The organism is Pseudomonas sp. LBUM1679, assembly GCF_059695565.1.
In genome coordinates this window covers 7186789-7204359 of the sequence record NZ_CP166774.1, presented here as the reverse complement: position 1 = coordinate 7204359, position 17571 = coordinate 7186789, and the positions used below count along the sequence as shown (strand labels likewise).

The following is a 17571-nucleotide window of genomic DNA, read 5'->3' as shown; positions in this document are numbered from 1 at the left end:
TTATTGCGCGATTGATTAGAAAGGGTAGCCTCGGCTACCCTTTTTTCATTTCCGACATTCATCACTTGGTCGCAGCCGCTGACCACCCAGGATTGGTAGCCAGTCATGTCCCTAGAAATCGTTATCCTCGCTGCCGGTCAAGGCACTCGCATGCGTTCGGCGTTGCCCAAAGTCCTGCATCCGATTGCAGGCAATTCGATGCTCGGCCATGTTATCCACAGCGCCCGGCAACTTGATCCGCAGCGTATCCACGTCGTGATCGGCCATGGCGCTGAAGCGGTGCGTGAACGCCTGGCCGCCGATGATTTGAATTTTGTCCTGCAGGACAAACAGCTCGGCACCGGCCATGCCGTGGCTCAGGCCGTACCGTTCATTGAATCCGACACTGTTCTGATTCTCTACGGTGACGTGCCGCTCATTGAGGTCGAAACCCTTCAGCGCCTGCTCACCAAAGTAGCGCCGCAACAACTGGGCTTGCTCACTGTTGAGCTGGACGATCCTACCGGTTACGGCCGTATCGTCCGCGATGCCGCCGGCCAGGTGACGGCCATCGTCGAACAGAAAGACGCCAACGAAGCCGAACGAGCGATCACCGAAGGCAACACCGGCATCCTGGCCCTGCCTTTCGCAAAACTGGGCGACTGGATGAGCCGTCTCTCGAATAACAATGCCCAGGGCGAGTACTACCTGACCGACGTGATCGCCATGGCAGTCAGCGACGGTCTGGTGGTGGCTACCGAACAGCCTCACGATGCAATGGAAGTGCAGGGCGCCAACGATCGCAAGCAACTCTCCGAGCTTGAGCGCCATTATCAATTGCGCGCGGGTCGCCGCTTGATGGCTCAGGGTGTGACGTTGCGAGACCCGGCACGTTTCGACGTGCGCGGTGAAGTGACCGTTGGTCGTGATGTGCTGATTGATATCAACGTGATTCTCGAAGGCAAGGTCGTCATCGAAGACGACGTTGTGATCGGTCCGAACTGCGTGATCAAGGACAGTACCCTGCGCAAAGGCGTGGTGATCAAGGCCAACAGCCATATCGAAGGCGCACTGCTCGGCGAAGGCAGCGATGCCGGTCCGTTCGCCCGTATTCGTCCAGGTACGGTACTGGAGGCCCGGGCACATGTGGGTAACTTTGTTGAGCTGAAAAATGCTCATCTGGGTGAAGGCGCCAAGGCCGGTCATTTGACCTACCTGGGCGATGCCGAGGTCGGTGCGCGCACCAATATCGGCGCCGGCACCATTACCTGTAACTATGACGGTGCCAATAAGTGGAAGACCGTATTGGGTGAGGATGTGTTCATCGGTTCCAATAACTCGTTGGTGGCGCCTGTGGATATCTGCGCCGGGGCAACCACGGCGGCCGGTTCGACCATTACGCAGAATGTGGATAACTCACAACTGGCTGTGGGTAGAGCGCGCCAGAAAAATATCGACGGCTGGAAGCGGCCAGAGAAGATTAAGAAATAAGTTATCCACAGCGCATTAAATCGTCTTCGCGGGTAAGTCGAACCGCCGGCCCGCTTGCTCCTGCCGTCTAGAGTTATCCACATTGCTGGTTATCCACAGCGTGTGTGAACCACTCGAACTTGTAGGAGCGAGCGGTGCAGCGGCCCGACTTGCCCGCGATGGTTTTATCCACAGGGCCTGTTATCCACAGGTCTTTTTATCGCTTCCCGCTTGACGAAGTTTCGACAATAGGTTTTGATTGCTTCCGTTATCTTTCGAATCGAAACTTATGTCGAAGCGCAATACTCCACAACGTCGTCACAACATCCTCGCGTTGCTCAATGAGCAGGGCGAAGTCAGTGTGGATGAGCTGGCCAAACGCTTCGAAACCTCGGAAGTTACGATTCGCAAGGATCTGGCAGCGCTTGAAAGCAACGGCTTGCTGCTGCGCCGTTACGGCGGCGCCGTCACCATGCCTCAGGAATTGGTGGCCGATATCGGTCAACCGATTTCCAGATACAAGCAGGCAATCGCTCGCGCAGCCGTTATGCGGATTCGCGAGCATGCACGAATCATCATCGACAGCGGCAGTACGACGGCTGCGATGATCCCGGAGCTCGGCCAACAACCGGGCCTGGTGGTGATGACCAATTCGCTGCATGTCGCCAACGCCTTGAGCGAACTCGAACACGAGCCGGTGCTGTTGATGACCGGTGGTACCTGGGACCCGCATTCCGAATCCTTTCAGGGGCAGGTTGCCGAGCAGGTACTACGCTCTTACGACTTCGATCAGTTGTTCATCGGGGCCGATGGCATTGACCTGGTGCGCGGCACCACTACTTTTAATGAATTGCTGGGACTGAGCCGGGTCATGGCCGAGGTCGCCCGCGAAGTGGTGGTGATGGTGGAAGCCGACAAGATAGGCCGCAAGATTCCTAACCTGGAGCTGCCATGGAGCAGCATCCATACCCTAATTACCGATGATCGCTTGCCGCTTGAGGCACGGGATCAGATTCAGGCCCGCGGCATCGCATTGATTTGCGCGGCTGCCAGTCAGGAGAAATAGCATGTGTGGAATTGTTGGCGCAGTCGCAGAACGTAACATCACCGCCATTTTGCTCGAAGGCCTCAAGCGCCTGGAATACCGCGGTTATGACAGCGCGGGTGTAGCGATCTTCACTAACAACGAAACGCTTGAGCGCACGCGTCGTCCGGGCAAGGTCAGTGAGCTGGAACAGGCCCTGGAAAGCGAACCTCTGGTCGGTCGACTGGGCATCGCCCACACTCGCTGGGCGACTCACGGCGCGCCTTGCGAACGCAACGCTCACCCGCATTTCTCCGGTGATCTGGCGGTGGTGCACAACGGCATCATCGAGAACCACGAAGCCCTGCGCGAACAACTCAAGGACTTGGGTTACGTCTTTACCTCGGACACTGACACCGAAGTCATCGCCCACTTGCTGGAGCACAAACTCAAGGATTTGGGCGATCTGACCGTGGCCCTGAAGGCGACTGTCAAAGAGCTGCACGGCGCTTATGGCCTGGCGGTGATCAGTGCCCGGCAACCGGATCGTCTGGTCGCAGCCCGTAGCGGCAGCCCGTTGGTGATCGGTCTGGGCATGGGGGAAAACTTCCTGGCCTCCGACCAATTGGCGCTGCGTCAGGTCACTGATCGTTTCATGTACCTTGAAGAAGGTGATATCGCGGAAATTCGCCGCGAAAGCGTGCAGATCTGGGACGTTAACGGCGAGGTCGTCGAACGTGAATCCGTGCAATACCGTGACGGAGCAGAAGCTGCCGACAAGGGCGAATTCCGCCATTACATGCTCAAGGAAATCCATGAGCAACCGGCCGTGGTGCAGCGCACCCTGGAAGGTCGCCTGAGTCAGAACCAGGTGCTGGTCCAGGCGTTTGGCCCACAGGCTGCCGAACTGTTCGCCAAAGTGCGCAACGTGCAGATCGTCGCGTGCGGCACCAGCTACCACGCCGGCATGGTTGCCCGTTACTGGCTAGAAGAGCTGGCGGGTATTCCTTGCCAGGTCGAAGTCGCCAGCGAATTCCGCTATCGCAAGGTAGTCGTGCAGGACAACACCCTGTTCGTGACCATTTCCCAGTCCGGTGAAACCGCCGACACCCTGGCTGCTCTGCGTAACGCCAAAGAGCTGGGCTACCTGGCGAGCCTGGCGATCTGCAACGTCGGTATCAGCTCGCTGGTACGTGAATCGGACCTGACGCTGTTGACCCAGGCCGGTCGCGAAATCGGCGTGGCCTCGACCAAAGCCTTCACCACTCAGCTGGTCGGCTTGCTGTTGCTGACCCTGTCCCTGGGCCAGGTTCGCGGCACGCTGGCCAACGGTGTTGAAGCCACCCTGGTTGAAGAACTGCGTCGCCTGCCGAGCCGCCTGGGTGAAGCCTTGGCCATGGACAGCACTGTGGAAAAAATCGCCGAGCTGTTCGCGGAGAAGAATCACACGCTGTTCCTCGGTCGTGGCGCGCAGTTCCCGGTCGCGATGGAAGGCGCCCTCAAGCTCAAGGAAATTTCCTATATCCACGCCGAAGCCTATCCCGCTGGCGAACTGAAACACGGCCCGTTGGCGCTGGTGGATAACGACATGCCAGTGGTTACGGTGGCGCCAAACAACGAACTGTTGGAGAAGCTGAAGTCCAACCTCCAGGAAGTTCGCGCCCGTGGCGGCGAGTTGATCGTCTTCGCGGACGAGCAGGCCGGCATGACCAATGGCGAAGGCACTCACGTGGTGCAGATGCCGCACATCCACGACATCCTGTCGCCGATCCTCTATACCATTCCGCTGCAGTTGCTGTCGTACTACGTGGCGGTGTTGAAAGGCACTGACGTCGACCAGCCGCGCAACTTGGCGAAGTCGGTGACGGTGGAATAAGTTATCCACAGGTCACGCTAGCGCCAAAAAGATCGCACCCTTCGCAGTACCCACAGGAAACATACTGTAGGCGCTGCCGAAGGCTGCGATCTTTTGATTTTGAAAAGGACATGCCCCTATGGACCGCTTCCAGGAAATGCAGGTCTTCTCCGCCGTCGCCCAGGATCAGGGCTTTTCGGCGGCGGCGCGGCGTTTGGGCATGTCGGCCGCCAGCGTTACCCGAGCGGTGGCGGCGCTGGAGAAACGCATTGGCACGCTGTTGCTCACCCGCACGACGCGTAGCGTGCATTTGAGTGAGGCCGGTCAGCGTTATCTGGAAGACTGTCGCAGGATTCTCGCCGAGGTGCAGGAAGCCGAGGACTCGGCGGCAGGCAGCCACGCCCAGCCCCGTGGGCAATTAACGATCACCGCGCCGGTGTTGTTTGGCGAGCTGTTTGTCACGCCTGTGATGGTGGAGTATCTGACCCGGTTTCCTGAAGTCAGCATCAATGGCTTGCTGGTCGACCGGGTGGTGAGCATGGTCGAGGAGGGCGTTGATGTCGCCGTGCGCATTGGTGAGTTACCGGACAGTAATCAGCACGCGATTCGCGTGGGTGAAGTGCGGCGGGTGATTTGCGGATCGCCGGGGTTTCTGATGGCCCAGGGTCGACCGCGACATCCTCAGGATCTGGCTCAGGCGCCGGTTATTGCAACGTCCGCTATCGGTCAGGTGAGAAGCTGGCCTTTTCTTGACGCAGGTGAACCGCTCAGTGTTCGTCCTGAACCCCGATTAGTGGTGACGGCGAATCAGGCGGCCATCACTGCGGCGTGTCTGGGGCTGGGGCTCACCCGGGTCCTGTCTTATCAGGTCGCAAACAAGGTCGCCGCCGGTGAGTTGGAAATCGTGTTGGCCGACTTCGAATTGCCGCCGTTGCCCATCCATGTGGTGTATCAGGGTGGGCGCAACGCCCCCGCGCGAGTTCGAAGCTTCGTCGATTTTGCCGTGGAGGCGCTACGGGAACACCCGGCCTTGCAAGGATGAGCAATTATTGCTCTGGTTGAAATAATGGATTGCGTTTGCTGGTGATTCTATTGTTTTGGTTGCGGGTGGAAGATAGCGGACATCGGCGCTGATCTCTCCCGAACAGTGCCACCCACCCTGCGGAGTCGACCATGCAAGCGATCAAACTCTACCACTTCCCCCGTTCCGGCCATGCTCACCGTGTGGAGTTGATGCTGTCCCTGCTGCAATTGCCGACCGAGCTGATCTTCGTCGATCTGGCCAAGGGGGCCCACAAGCAGCCGGAGTACCTGGCGCTCAACGCTTTCGGTCAGATTCCAGTCATTGATGATCAGGGCGTGATACTGGCGGACTCCAACGCAATTCTGGTTTATCTGGCGAAAAAGTACGGCAAAGGCCGTTGGCTGCCCACCGACCCGATCGGTGCCGCCAAGGTTCAGCGCTGGTTGTCATTTGCCGCCGGGCCTCTCGCTTTCGGTCCTGCCAGAGCCAGACTGATCACGGTGTTTGGTGCGTCTTACAACGCAGAAGAGGTGATTGCTTACTCTCACACCTGGCTCAAGGTAATCGATCAGGAAATGGCCAATTCGGCTTATCTGACCGGCAGCGAGCCAACCATTGCCGATGTCGCGGCCTACAGCTACATCGCCCATGCACCCGAAGGCAATGTCTCCCTGGAAGACTATGCCAACGTGCGGGCCTGGCTGACGCGCATCGAAGCCTTGCCCGGTTTTGTCAGCATGCCGCGTACCGTCGCCGGCCTGCAAAAAACCGCCTGATGCTGGCGGCCCGATACGTCAGGGTCGTTCACGCTGCGTCGATGGCGCAGGGGAGAAGCCGTTATGGACCGTTCGCCTTGGCATGCTGGCGAGAAACAGTTGCAGGCTCACGTGGGTGTTGCCGAGCGAATGGAAACGTTCGGTCGTAGGGTGATTCGCACCGAGATGCCGGACCAGCACCGCACGTTCTATCAGCGGTTGCCGTTCATGCTGTACGGCGCGGTGGATGCTGCGGGCAACCCATGGGCCAGCATTCTTGAAGGCGAGCCAGGCTTCACCCATTCCCCCGCGCCGGATGCATTGCACTTCAATAGCCTTCCGGGTGCCGATGATCCTGCGCAATTGACCGATGGCGCGGCAATTGGCCTGCTGGGGATCGAGCTGCATACCCGGCGGCGCAATCGTATCAACGGTCGTATCAACGCACTGTCGGCGAGCGGTTTCGGTGTGAGCGTGGAACAGTCCTTCGGCAATTGCCCGCAATACATTCAATTGCGGCAGTTTCGCTCGGTGCCGCTGGCGGACCCGTCGACCCGCGTCGCCCAGCACCTCGACGGGCTGGATGATGCGGCCCGAGCCATGATCGCCGGTGCCGATACCTTTTTCGTCGCCAGTTATGTGGACGTCAATGGTCAGCGTTCGGTGGATGTTTCGCACCGCGGCGGTCAGGCCGGGTTCGTCCAGGTGGAAGGCAATCGCCTGACCATTCCGGATTTCGCCGGCAATCTGTTCTTCAACACCTTGGGTAATCTGCTGCTCAACCCTCGCGCCGGTTTGCTGTTTATCGATTTCAACTCCGGTGATCTGCTGCAGCTTAGCGGGCGCACCGAAATCATCCTTGAAGGCCCGCAAGTCCAAGCGTTTCAAGGTGCGGAGCGGCTCTGGACATTCGACGTGGAAAGCGTCGTCCATCGCCCGGCAGCACTGGCGTTGCGCTGGCGCTTCGAGGGTGTTTCACCCACCAGTTTACTGACCGGTACCTGGGACCAGGCCAGGGCCCGTCTGCAAGCCCAGGCCCTGGGCGACCAATGGCGGCCGCTGCGGGTGGTGCGGATCGAAGCGCAAAGTCACAACATCCGCTCGCTCTATCTGCAGCCCGCGGATGACGCCGGGTTGCCAGTGTTTCACGCCGGGCAGCATGTGCCGCTGCGGGTCAATATTGCCGGCGAGGTGCATATCCGCACCTACAGTCTGTCGAGCGCGCCTTCCGATGATTTTTTCCGCATCAGCGTGAAGCGTGAAGGCCTGGTTTCTTCGTATCTGCATGAACAGGTTGTCGTCGGTGATCTATTGGAGGCCCGCGCGCCTCAAGGGCATTTCACCGTCGCGCCTCACGAACGCCGGCCGCTGGTGTTGCTGGCGGCCGGGGTGGGCATTACGCCGCTGTTATCGATGCTGCGGGAGGTGGTTTATCAGGGCCTGCGCACCCGTCACATCCGACCTACCTGGTTTTTCCAGAGTTCGCGCACCTTGGCCGATCAACCGTTTCGGCCCGAGCTGGATCGTTTGCTGGAGGGTGCCGGTGACGCGGTGAGGGTAGTGCGCCTGCTCAGTCAACCGGAAGCGGAGGCTCGCGAGGGCGAGGATTTTGACCTGGTGGGACGGATCGACACCGCGTTGCTCAAGACCATCGTCGAAGTGGAGGACTACGATCGGCTGGATTTTGTCCTCTGCGGTCCGGGCAGTTTTACCCAGGGGCTGTACGACAGCCTGCGGGAACTGGACATCCGTGATGCCATGATTCACGCCGAAACCTTCGGGCCGTCGACCTTGCGCCGGCAACCGGACCCCGATGCGGCCATCATCGAACAGCCGCCAGCCGCCACCACGTCGGTGCCGGTGGTGTTCCAGCGCTCGGCCAAAGAGGCCCGTTGGCAGCCCGATGGCGGCAGTTTGCTGGAGTTGGCGGAAAGCCGTGGGCTGCGCCCGGAATTCAGTTGTCGCGGCGGTTCCTGCGGGACCTGCAAGACTCGCTTGATCAGCGGCCAGGTCCATTATCCACAGCCGCCGGCAGAGGTGCCGGACGAGGGGCAGGTGCTGATCTGTTGCGCAATTCCGGCCCAGGGTTCGCAACCTTTGGTGTTAGATATCTGATGAGCCCTTGTCAGTGAGCATTTGCCCATCAGCCGGGGCCTCAGTAGGGTAGGGGGTAAGAACGACAAGGGGCCATGAACGGCCCTTTTCGCATTTCAGGGATAAGGCTGTTAATGTTTTTTTTTACTCGATTGATCGTGTTGCTCGCAGCGATGGGATTGCTCAACGGTTGCGGACGACAGGACGCACCGCCACTGGACCAGCAGCTCTACGTCTGGCAACGACAATGGACCCCGGCCCATGAAGCCGCTATCAAGGACAGCCACGCTGACTTCTCGACCCTGCGGGTGTTGGCCTTGCAGGCGTTCCCGCAGGCGGGTTGGAGTCGGGCGCACATTGATCCGGCGTTGCTCAAAGGTGACGGCAGACCGTTGATAGCGGTGGTTCGTCTCGATGGCCAGCTCACATCGCTGGACCAGGACCAGGTCACTGCGCAGATCCAGCAGGTACTTGGCGATTGGCACGGGAAAGGGCTGAACCTCGCCGGCGTGGAAATCGACCACGATGCAGGCAATGCTCGATTACCGGCCTATCGGGAATTTCTTGTGCATCTGCGCTCGGTTCTGCCAGCGTCACTGCCATTGAGCATCACGGCCTTGCCCTCCTGGCTCGACAGCCCTGAGTTGCCGGCGCTCTTATCCACAGTCGATAGCAGTGTGTTGCAGGTGCACGCGGTCAGCGATCCGCGCAGTGGCTTGTTTGATCCGGATCAGGCCAATAAATGGGCCGCGGCCTGGAGCCGCATCACTTCGAAACCTTTTTATCTGGCGCTGCCGGCCTATGGCGTGGCGTTGTTGCCTGGGGACAATGGCGCACCGGTCGTGGAAAGCGAAGTGACCCTCGAGCGGGGCGGAACGCGCCGGGAATTGTTGGCCGATCCGCAGCAACTGAGTCTACTCGGCAGGCAATTACGCGACGACCCTCCGGCTCATCTGGCGGGACTGATCTGGTTTCGTCTGCCGCTGGCCAACGACCGCAGGGCATGGAGCCTGACCACCTTGCGCGCCGTGGCGCGCGGCGATGCGCTCGACAGTCGCCTGACGCTGAAGCTCTCGGCGAAAGAAGGCCTTTATGACATCAGCCTCGTTAATCAGGGCAACCTCGACAACGCCTGGCCCGAACGCCTGACACTGGCGGTGCAGGGTTGCGACGGCGCCGATGCCCTCGCCGGCTATGCGTTGCAACAGAGCCCTGATCTGCTTATCTTCACGCGCCTGCGTGACGGTCGAATAGCGGCCGGCGGACAGCGCGCCATCGGTTGGGCGCGCTGCGCAAACATTGATCAAGGAGCTTCGAATGTTCACCCGTAACTGGCCCCGTCACTTGCTGTGCCTGAGTCTCGGCCTGCCGCTGGGTTCGGCGCTGGCCTGCGGGCCGGACTTCCCGATGCGCCTGCTGGACAACCGTAGCCAGTCGCTGGCGGAGCTGCCGGAAGGTAACTTCAACTTCGAGATCAATCGCCTCGGGCAGGCGCTCGCCGGGCTCAAGAATGTCACGGCCGCCACCCACAATCCGAATGTTGGCTATGGTGATGCGCCCGATCTTGCCGAACAGCGCAACAATGCCGAGCAGGGCGGTTTGACGGCAGAGCAGCAAGCACGGGTGAAACAGCTGCGCAGCCTGACCGATGCCCGTCAGGTCGAGATTCAAGGCGCGGATTTGCCGGCCGAGCTCAAGCTCTATCTGGCAGGTGCCGTGGCGTTCAATACGGGTGACCATGGGCTGGCGGTCGAGTACTTCCAGAAGGTCCTGGCATTACCGGCTGATCAGCGAAGGTTGCGTAGCACGTGGGCTGCTTATTCATCAGGTCGGGCATTGTTTGCCATGAGCGCCGAAGCGGACGCGGGTCCCGAGTTGCTGGATCAGTCGCGAAAGACCTTCGAACACAGTCGTCAGCTCAGCATCGACGGCTTCAGCGACCCGCTGGAACTGGGCGTCGCCAGCCTCGGCGAAGAAGCCCGCGTAGCCCGCAGTGCGGGTGACTGGAACCGCGCCATCGAACTCTATGCCACGCAAAACCTCCACGGTTCGGCGGTGGGCTACACCTCGCTGAAACTGTTAATGAACGATCTGGCGGCGATGCCTGAAGATCAGCTGGCTCCGTTGCTCAAGGGCAAACCGGTGCAGCAACTGGTAACGGCGTCGTTGATCAGTCGGATGGGCTGGTCATTCGGTGATCAGCCGCCGAACGAATTGAAGCTGATCAAACTGTTGCACAACAGCACTCGGGGTAGCCTCGAAAATGCTGATCGTCTGGCGGCGGTCAATTATCAGCAGGGTGACTACGCCAGTGCCAAGGCATTTCTTGAGCACGCGGGCGATGGCGGTCTGGCGTGGTGGCTGCGGGCGAAACTGGCGATGCGCGATGGCGATAAGACTGCGGCCGCTGCGGCGTATGCCAAGGCTGCCCAAGCCTTCCCGCAGAATGAGTCCTGGGGCGAACGACGCACCCCGGACTGGAATTACGAAACCCTGCAGCCTAAATGCCGGGTCGAGGGCGAAAGCGCGATCCTGGCGCTGCAACGTGGGGATTACCTGCAAGCATTCGATCAGCTCTATCGCAGCAAAGACATTTATTGGTTCGACGCGGCAACGGTTGCCGAGCGGGTGCTGACCCTCGATGAGCTCAAGCAATATGTCGATACCCAAGTGCCAGCGCCACCACGTCAGACCCAGCAAGAGCGCGATAACTATGTGCCGTTGCCGGTGGCGGCGAAACTGCGCAATTTGCTGGGGCGGCGGTTGCTGCGTGAAGAGCGCTACGACGAGGCGCCGGGGTATTTCGATAGTTACGAATATTCGGGCATGGCCACGTGGTACGGGGAGTTGCGTCGCGACGCCGAATCGAAATGGTGGCCGAGCAAACGGGCGTTTGCTTACTACCATGCTGCTACCTTGGCGCGTTTTGATGGCATGGAGCTCTTGGGCTACGAGACGTCTCCGGATTACGCGACATTCGGTGGTAATTACAGCCTGGAAGCTCCCGAACTCAAAGTGGGACCGCTGATGGCCGAGGGTGAGGTCAAGCGACAGCAGGCGACTGTGGCGCAACCTGAAAAGCGTTTCCATTATCGTTTTGTCGCCACGGCACTGGCGAGCAAAGCCGCTGATCATCTGCCCCACAGCAGTCAGGCTTTCGCTGCAGTGCTGTGTAACGCTTCGTCATGGGGGACCGGTCTCCAAGAGCAAAAAGCGTTCTACCGCCGTTATGTCGAGGAGGGTCCCTATGTGGTCTTTGCTGGCGATTTCGGTCATCAATGCCCGTATCCGGACTTCCAGAATGCCGACAAGCGCTATGTGACCCAAGTCACCGACGCTGCACGTTCGGCGCTGCGGCCCTACAAGAAACCGTTGCAGATTGGCGGTGTGATCGCTTTCGTCGCAGGAGCCCTGGTGCTGATCAATCGTCGCAAGCGTAAGGCGCTGACCTGATCAGGCCTGTTGCACGAACGTCAACCGGACCGCGAATCCGATCAGCAGGCTACCGAACAGCCACTGCTGTAAACGCTGGGCCGATGGACTGCGTTGCAGCCAGCGACCCAGCGCGGCGCCGGTCAGAGCGTAAGCGCTGTCGAACAACAAGCCGACGCTGACCAGTACTACGCCCAAGGTCGCAAACTGTGTGAGTACCGGGCCGGCGTCAGGATTGATGAATTGCGGCAACAGCACCGAGCAGAACAGCAGCGCTTTGGGATTTAACAGATTGGTGAGCAAACCGCGCTGGATCGCTGCGCGCCAACGAGGTTTTTCGCCGGCGTGGTCTGTATCGTTCAGGTCGGGCAGCAGGGTGGTTCGCAAGCACTGAATGCCGATCCACAGCAAATACGCAGCCCCGGCCAGACGGACAATATCGAACGTCCAGGGCGCCGCTTTAAACAGCGTCGCCAGCCCGAGCGCCGCCAATGCCACATGGCAACCCCGGGCAACGCCCAAACCCACCGCCGTCGCCAGTGCGGCACCTTTGCCCTGACGAGCCCCCGTCTGCAAAAGCAGGATCATGTCCGGGCCCGGTAACAGGTAAACCACCGCCAGCGCCATGAAAAACAGCCAGAGTTCTGCCACTGTGCACCCCGTTTTTCGTTGATTCGGAACGCTCAGTCTAGGGCTGAAGAGCAGGGCAGGTGGTTGCGTAGTTTGCTTCTAAATCCTCTTGGGTTGGCATAACCTCCCACAGAATAACGCGCTCACCCTCAGGATCTGCCAAACATGAAACTTGATGCCTACGACCGCAAGATTCTCGCAGCGCTGCAACGGGATGGTCGCCTGAGCAATGTGCAACTCGCCGACGAGATCGGGCTGTCCGCATCGCCCTGTTTGCGCCGGGTGCGGATGCTTGAAGAAGCCGGCGTGATTCGCGGCTATCAAGCCACTCTTGATCGCGATGAAGTCGGGCTGGGACTGACGGTGTTTGTCGGGGTCAAGGTCGAACGTCACAACGATGAACAGGCGGAGTCTTTTCGCTTGGCGGTGACGGCATTGCCCGAGGTGATTTCGGCATTTCTGGTATCAGGTGAATCGGATTTTCTGCTGCAAGTGGTGGTGCCGGACCTGCGTGCCTATGACCGTTTTCTCACCGGGCGTTTATTGAAGTTGCCAGGTGTGAGTGACATCCGCAGTAATTTTGCAATTCACACGGTGAAGGCGCCGGGAGCGTTGCCGCTTGAGCATCTTCCGCTTTAGACCGCGCCGACTGCCTACATCTGCGTTGCTGAATTTGGTTCCACGTGGAACAAATGAACTGAATACCCATGGATTCTCGCTGTACTGGGTTGTGCATATTCGATCAAAACTTTTTAGAACTGTGCATGAGGTTTGCAGTCATCTGGTTGAGGGCATAGCACTATATGCACTCACGACGGCTGGTTGGAGCGCCGTGAGTTATAGAAATCGGCTATTAAATCGATAGCCAGCTATTTTTCAAGGATGGTCTACCCTCTCATCAGACGTCTGAAACAAGGGGGATTTTCCATGCTCGCGCAACTTCCACCGGCCTTACAGAATCTGCAGTTACCCTTACGCCTGCGACTCTGGGACGGCCATGAATTCGACCTGGGACCGACGCCCAGCGTCACTATTGTGGTCAAGGACCCACAAATGGTTACCCAGTTCACCCATCCCAGTCTCGACGCGCTCGGAGCGGCCTTTGTCGAAGGCAAACTGGAGCTCGAAGGTTCCATCAGTGACGTGATTCGCGTCTGCGATGAATGGAGCCAGGCGATGCTCGGTGATCAAAGTAGTCAGCCGGTTCGCGTCGTCCATGATAAGGACACCGATGCGAAAGCGATCTCTTATCACTACGACCTTTCCAACGCGTTTTATCAGCTGTGGCTCGACAGTGACATGGCGTATTCCTGCGCGTATTTCGAGACCGGTAGCGAAACCCTTGAGCAAGCCCAGCAAGCCAAGTTCCGCCACCTGTGTCGCAAGTTGCGGCTGCAGCCCGGCGAGTATCTGCTGGATGTCGGTTGCGGCTGGGGCGGGTTGGCGCGGTATGCGGCCCGGGAGTTCGGCGCGAAGGTGTTCGGAATTACGCTCAGTAAAGAGCAGTTAGCCCTGGCCCGCGAGCGGGTGAGCGCCGAAGGCCTGGACGATCTGGTCGAATTGCAGCTGCTGGACTACCGCGATTTGCCTCAGGACGGGCGCTTCGACAAAGTGGTCAGCGTGGGCATGTTCGAGCATGTCGGTCACGCCAACCTGACCCAGTACTGCAAAACCTTGTTCGGCGCGGTGAAGGAGGGCGGCCTGGTGATGAACCACGGGATCACTGCCAAGTACACCGATGGCCGTCCGGTGGGGCGCGGTGCCGGTGACTTCATTGAGAGGTACGTATTCCCCAATGGTGAGCTGCCGCACTTGTCGATGATTTCTGCCGAGATCAGCGAAGCAGGGCTGGAGATCGTCGATGTCGAGAGCCTGCGCCTGCATTACGCGCGTACCCTCGACCATTGGAGCGAACGTCTCGAAGACAATCTGGAGGCCGCGGGCAAGTTGGTGCCTGAGCAGGCGCTGCGAATCTGGCGGCTGTACCTGGCGGGGTGCGCCTACGCGTTCGCCAGGGGCTGGATCAACCTCCACCAGATCCTGGCGGTGAAAGCCCATGCCGATGGCAGCCATGAACTGCCATGGACCCGCGACGACATTTACAACCCCTAGAGTATGGGCGAGATCAGCCGGGCGATCCGCATGCCGACCTGTTGCAGGCGGTGGGTCTCCCGGCTTTCTTCTTTGGCGATTTCGTGGGCTTGCGCGAAGTCATCGTTGAGCATCTGTTCAACCTCGGTGGCAAACACGCTGTCGACGGTCAGCAGCATGACTTCAAAATTCAACCGGAATGACCGGTTATCCATGTTCGCACTGCCAATGGCGGTTATTTCACTGTCGATCAACACCACTTTCTGATGGAGGAAGCCGGGTTCGTAACGGAACACCCGGACCCCGGCGCGTACCGCTTCGAAGGCATAAAGACTGGAGGCAGCGTAGACGATTCGGTGATCTGGCCGCGATGGCAGCAGAATCCGCACATCCACCCCGCGCAGCACTGCGAGCCGCAATGCGGCGAACACCGCTTCGTCCGGGATGAAATAGGGACTGGTGATCCAGATTCGTTCCGTGGCCGCATGGATAGCTTCGACGAAGAATAACGAACAGGTCTCGTAGGAGTCTGCCGGGCCGCTGGCGAGCAGTTGGCAGAGCACGCCGTCATCCGGATAAACGTCCGGCAGGATCAGCGGTGGCAGGGATCGGGCTGCCCAGAACCAGTCTTCAGCGAAGGATTCCTGCATGCACGCCACCACCGGCCCGCGTACTTGGACGTGAGTATCGCGCCACGGCGCCAAGGGTGGTTTCTCGCCCATGTATTCATCACCGACATTGTGCCCGCCGACGAAGCCTAGGATCCCGTCGACTACCACTATCTTGCGATGGTTGCGGAAGTTGACCTGGAAGCGGTTGAGCCAGCCGCTGCGGGTCGCGAAGGCTTTGACCTCTACTCCAGCGTCGCGTAACGGCTGTACGTAACTGTGAGGCAAGGAATGGCTGCCGATGCGGTCGTACAACAAATAAACAGCCACGCCTTCGGCGGCTTTCTTCAGCAACAAGGTTTGCAGCCGTTGGCCAAGGCGATCGTCATGGATGATGAAAAACTGAATCAGCACGGCTTCCTTTGCCTGGCTGATGGCTTCAAAAATCGCGTCGAAGGTGTCGTGGCCGTTGATCAGCAGGTGTACTTCATTGTTCGCCAGGCATGGCATGCGTCCCAGCTTCGGCATCGCCCTGAGTGACGCGTAGGCTTCGGACGCGCGTGCGGTCAGCGCCTCTTCGACCCAGGGTCGCCAGTTCATCTCGGCAATGGCTTTGCGCATTTCCTCGTTGGCCTGACGCCGGGCCTTGATGTAGCCATCGAAGGCGCTGCGGCCGAAGACCAGATATGGGATGAGCGTCAGATAGGGAATGAACAGCAATGACAGGGCCCAGGCGATCGAGCCCTGAGCGGTCCGAACGGTCAATACGGCATGGATGGCGGCGATCATGCCTAACGAGTGCAGAAGGGCGATCAGATAACCGAAAACATGCGGTCCAAAATAATCCATGGGGGCAGCCTTGCTCCTGAAGATTCAATACTTAAAAGACCATGTTCCGTGCAGAATGTCGCTAATTAATTGGCCCATGAACCGAAGCCCGTGGCTGACGTCTAACGGCCACTACTGATCAGGAGTTACTCGATGAACGTTCGTCTGCTGGGTTTGGCCGTGGCTTTTGGTTTGGCTCTTCCTGTGGCCGCTCAGGCGCAGATGCTGCAGCCGGGTTTGTGGGAATTAACCTCGAGCAACATGAAAGTCGATAACCAGGACCTGCCCGACCTGCAATTGATCCTTGGGCAGATACAAAGCCAGATGACCCCTGAACAGCGCGCACAGTTGGAGAAGCAGGGCATTACCATGGGTGGAAAAGGAATTCGGTCTTGCCTGACGCCTGAGCAGGTCAAGACAGACAACATTCCGCTGACGGATCCGCAATCGGGCTGCAAACAGGAAATTACCGAGCGTACGGGCAACCAGTGGAAATTCCGCTTCAGCTGTCCAAAAGCGCAAGGTGCAGGCGTTGCCACGTTCCTCAGTGATCGTGAATTCACCACCAAGGTCAATGGCACTTTCAACGCCACCGGGATTCAGCAAAAGGGTAGTCTCGATACTCGCGCCGTGTGGTTGGGGCAGGATTGCGGAACGGTTAAGCCCAGAGCCTAAAAAAGCTTCGCGAGCACGCTCGCTCCCACAGGGATTTGTGGGAGTCCGCTCAAGCTCTCCCAAGCCCTGTTGATCTCAACCATTCACATACCACCTCAACCGCCATCCTGCCGAAATCCTCCCCGGTGCGGCTGCGCACACTGACAAACCCGCCTTGCTTTTCTTTCTCGCCGATCACCACCAGATACGGCACGTGCTGACTGTGCTCGCGAATCTTGTGACGTACCTTCTCGTTGCGCAGGTCCGCGCTGGCACGCACGCCACTTCGACGCAATGCTTCGGTCACCGACTGGGCATAATCCAATTGGCGATCATCCATGCTCACGACAATCACATGCGGCGGGGTGCGCCAATGTTCCAGTTCCTGTTGGCACGACCAGCAGGTGCCGTATATCCGTTGTGGCGAAGTACCGCTGATGTGCTCCAGGGCGAACGCCTGCAATACCTTGGTTGCGGGAACATGCGGTCCCACAGTCACACATTCGAAATCCCCCAGCAGGTACCGCGATAGTGTTTCGACAGGTATTGATTGCAATGTCGGATCGCGACGGCGGATCGGATGATTGGTCGCCGCCAGCGTCTTCATGCGCGCTTCGATGCTGGCAAGGTCAACCAGGGATAAGGGACGCTCGTAAAAAAACTCATAAAAGAAGCCATCACCCAGCGTCGATCCAGTCTGCAACTGGGCAGTCGGATAGAGCTGCTTGACCGCCATCGACAACATCAGCGCGCAGGAGCGGCGCAGGATCTCCAGGCCATCGGGCTCCTGCGGTGTGACGATACTGACTCGCGCATCCACTTCGATCATGAATGCACAGTCCACTAGCACACCGTCTACCCGTCCTGCGACAGCCGCTTTGGCCAACCCACCGCCGATGCTCGCAGCAACCTCATACACAGACAGCGGCTGGTCGTATTCACGCATTGAACCGTCAGTCAAAGTGATCTGGATCATGGTCAGTGTCTCGAAGGTTTCGATCACATGCGCTAGGGGGCGTTCTCAATTAGTTTCCCCACCGCGTTGTCGCCTTAAAGCGGGCCAGGCAAGGCGCAGGCCGCTGGGAATGGTTGTTCCCTTTCCAAGGCCTGCAACGCAGCCTGGCCCG

At 59.1% G+C, this 17571-nt stretch carries 14 protein-coding genes; 11 read left to right on the top strand and 3 right to left on the bottom strand.

All coding sequences use genetic code 11. The annotated features are described in order from the left end of the window. Nucleotides 1–105 precede the first annotated feature (105 nt). The 8 genes from glmU (at nucleotide 106) to ACA062_RS32995 (ending at nucleotide 11654) form a co-directional block, all read left to right on the top strand. Entirely contained in the window at nucleotides 106–1470 is a 1365-nt protein-coding gene (gene glmU / locus ACA062_RS33030; RefSeq protein ID WP_497454673.1) for a bifunctional UDP-N-acetylglucosamine diphosphorylase/glucosamine-1-phosphate N-acetyltransferase GlmU, read from the top strand. Between the two features lie 268 nt (nucleotides 1471–1738). Next, nucleotides 1739–2515 (top strand): DeoR/GlpR family DNA-binding transcription regulator, encoded by a 777-nt coding sequence (locus ACA062_RS33025; RefSeq protein WP_497454672.1) that lies wholly within the window; start codon nucleotides 1739–1741, stop codon nucleotides 2513–2515. Between the two features lies 1 nt (nucleotide 2516). Then, nucleotides 2517–4349, top strand: a complete 1833-nt coding sequence (glmS, locus tag ACA062_RS33020) for a glutamine--fructose-6-phosphate transaminase (isomerizing) (RefSeq protein WP_497454671.1) — start codon at nucleotides 2517–2519, stop codon at nucleotides 4347–4349. Nucleotides 4350–4467: 118 nt separating this feature from the next. Continuing rightward, nucleotides 4468–5370 carry a LysR family transcriptional regulator gene (locus ACA062_RS33015; RefSeq protein ID WP_497454670.1) on the top strand — a complete coding sequence of 301 codons (903 nt, stop codon included), beginning with the start codon at nucleotides 4468–4470 and terminating at the stop codon, nucleotides 5368–5370. Between the two features lie 131 nt (nucleotides 5371–5501). Beyond that, complete coding sequence (locus ACA062_RS33010) at nucleotides 5502–6128, top strand: glutathione S-transferase family protein (RefSeq protein WP_497454669.1); 627 nt, start codon at nucleotides 5502–5504, stop codon at nucleotides 6126–6128. Nucleotides 6129–6191: 63 nt separating this feature from the next. After that, a complete protein-coding gene (locus tag ACA062_RS33005) occupies nucleotides 6192–8222 on the top strand; it encodes a 2Fe-2S iron-sulfur cluster-binding protein (protein ID WP_497454668.1) in 2031 nt (676 codons plus the stop codon). A 113-nt stretch (nucleotides 8223–8335) separates the two neighbouring features. After that, the gene (locus ACA062_RS33000) at nucleotides 8336–9532 is read left to right on the top strand and encodes a DUF3142 domain-containing protein (RefSeq protein WP_497454667.1); all 1197 of its coding nucleotides are present in this window, start codon (nucleotides 8336–8338) and stop codon (nucleotides 9530–9532) included. Continuing rightward, on the top strand, nucleotides 9519–11654 hold the full coding sequence (locus ACA062_RS32995) for a hypothetical protein (protein ID WP_497454666.1): 2136 nt from the start codon (nucleotides 9519–9521) through the stop codon (nucleotides 11652–11654). The genes ACA062_RS33000 and ACA062_RS32995 overlap by 14 nt, the downstream gene beginning before the upstream one ends. Here the strand turns inward: ACA062_RS32995 and ACA062_RS32990 are convergent, their stop codons facing one another. Further along, a complete protein-coding gene (locus ACA062_RS32990; RefSeq protein WP_497454665.1) occupies nucleotides 11655–12284 on the bottom strand; it encodes a LysE family translocator in 630 nt (209 codons plus the stop codon). It abuts the gene before it with no gap. A gap of 144 nt (nucleotides 12285–12428) precedes the next feature. Here ACA062_RS32990 and ACA062_RS32985 point away from each other — a divergent pair, with 144 nt between their 5' ends. Together ACA062_RS32985 and cfaB are read left to right on the top strand one after the other, a co-directional pair. Further along, entirely contained in the window at nucleotides 12429–12902 is a 474-nt protein-coding gene (locus tag ACA062_RS32985; protein WP_497454664.1) for an Lrp/AsnC family transcriptional regulator, read from the top strand. A 288-nt stretch (nucleotides 12903–13190) separates the two neighbouring features. Then, nucleotides 13191–14375: a C17 cyclopropane fatty acid synthase CfaB gene (gene cfaB / locus ACA062_RS32980; RefSeq protein ID WP_497454663.1), complete on the top strand. Its 1185-nt coding sequence runs from the start codon at nucleotides 13191–13193 to the stop codon at nucleotides 14373–14375. Here the strand turns inward: cfaB and cls are convergent. Further along, on the bottom strand, nucleotides 14372–15811 hold the full coding sequence (gene cls, locus ACA062_RS32975) for a cardiolipin synthase (RefSeq protein WP_497454662.1): 1440 nt from the start codon (nucleotides 15809–15811) through the stop codon (nucleotides 14372–14374). The two genes, cfaB and cls, sit on opposite strands and share 4 nt — an antisense overlap. 132 nt (nucleotides 15812–15943) lie before the next feature. Between cls and ACA062_RS32970 the strand changes: the two genes are divergently transcribed. Next, nucleotides 15944–16465, top strand: a complete 522-nt coding sequence (locus ACA062_RS32970; protein ID WP_497454661.1) for a DUF3617 domain-containing protein — start codon at nucleotides 15944–15946, stop codon at nucleotides 16463–16465. Between the two features lie 49 nt (nucleotides 16466–16514). Here ACA062_RS32970 and ACA062_RS32965 read toward each other — a convergent pair whose 3' ends face one another. Then, on the bottom strand, nucleotides 16515–17420 hold the full coding sequence (locus ACA062_RS32965; RefSeq protein ID WP_497454660.1) for a His/Gly/Thr/Pro-type tRNA ligase C-terminal domain-containing protein: 906 nt from the start codon (nucleotides 17418–17420) through the stop codon (nucleotides 16515–16517). Between the last annotated feature and the right edge of the window lie 151 nt (nucleotides 17421–17571).

What these genes read in the sequence shown, in the direction of transcription:
- ACA062_RS32970 (WP_497454661.1), top strand. Translation starts at nt 15,944, where the DNA reads ATGAACGTTCGTCTGCTGGGTTTGGCCGTGGCTTTTGGTTTGGCTCTT.
- cls (WP_497454662.1), bottom strand. Translation starts at nt 15,811, where the DNA reads ATGGATTATTTTGGACCGCATGTTTTCGGTTATCTGATCGCCCTTCTG.
- ACA062_RS33000 (WP_497454667.1), top strand. Translation starts at nt 8,336, where the DNA reads ATGTTTTTTTTTACTCGATTGATCGTGTTGCTCGCAGCGATGGGATTG.
- ACA062_RS33005 (WP_497454668.1), top strand. Translation starts at nt 6,192, where the DNA reads ATGGACCGTTCGCCTTGGCATGCTGGCGAGAAACAGTTGCAGGCTCAC.
- glmS (WP_497454671.1), top strand. Translation starts at nt 2,517, where the DNA reads ATGTGTGGAATTGTTGGCGCAGTCGCAGAACGTAACATCACCGCCATT.
- ACA062_RS32985 (WP_497454664.1), top strand. Translation starts at nt 12,429, where the DNA reads ATGAAACTTGATGCCTACGACCGCAAGATTCTCGCAGCGCTGCAACGG.
- ACA062_RS33015 (WP_497454670.1), top strand. Translation starts at nt 4,468, where the DNA reads ATGGACCGCTTCCAGGAAATGCAGGTCTTCTCCGCCGTCGCCCAGGAT.
- ACA062_RS32965 (WP_497454660.1), bottom strand. Translation starts at nt 17,420, where the DNA reads ATGATCCAGATCACTTTGACTGACGGTTCAATGCGTGAATACGACCAG.
- ACA062_RS33010 (WP_497454669.1), top strand. Translation starts at nt 5,502, where the DNA reads ATGCAAGCGATCAAACTCTACCACTTCCCCCGTTCCGGCCATGCTCAC.
- cfaB (WP_497454663.1), top strand. Translation starts at nt 13,191, where the DNA reads ATGCTCGCGCAACTTCCACCGGCCTTACAGAATCTGCAGTTACCCTTA.
- glmU (WP_497454673.1), top strand. Translation starts at nt 106, where the DNA reads ATGTCCCTAGAAATCGTTATCCTCGCTGCCGGTCAAGGCACTCGCATG.
- ACA062_RS33025 (WP_497454672.1), top strand. Translation starts at nt 1,739, where the DNA reads ATGTCGAAGCGCAATACTCCACAACGTCGTCACAACATCCTCGCGTTG.
- ACA062_RS32995 (WP_497454666.1), top strand. Translation starts at nt 9,519, where the DNA reads ATGTTCACCCGTAACTGGCCCCGTCACTTGCTGTGCCTGAGTCTCGGC.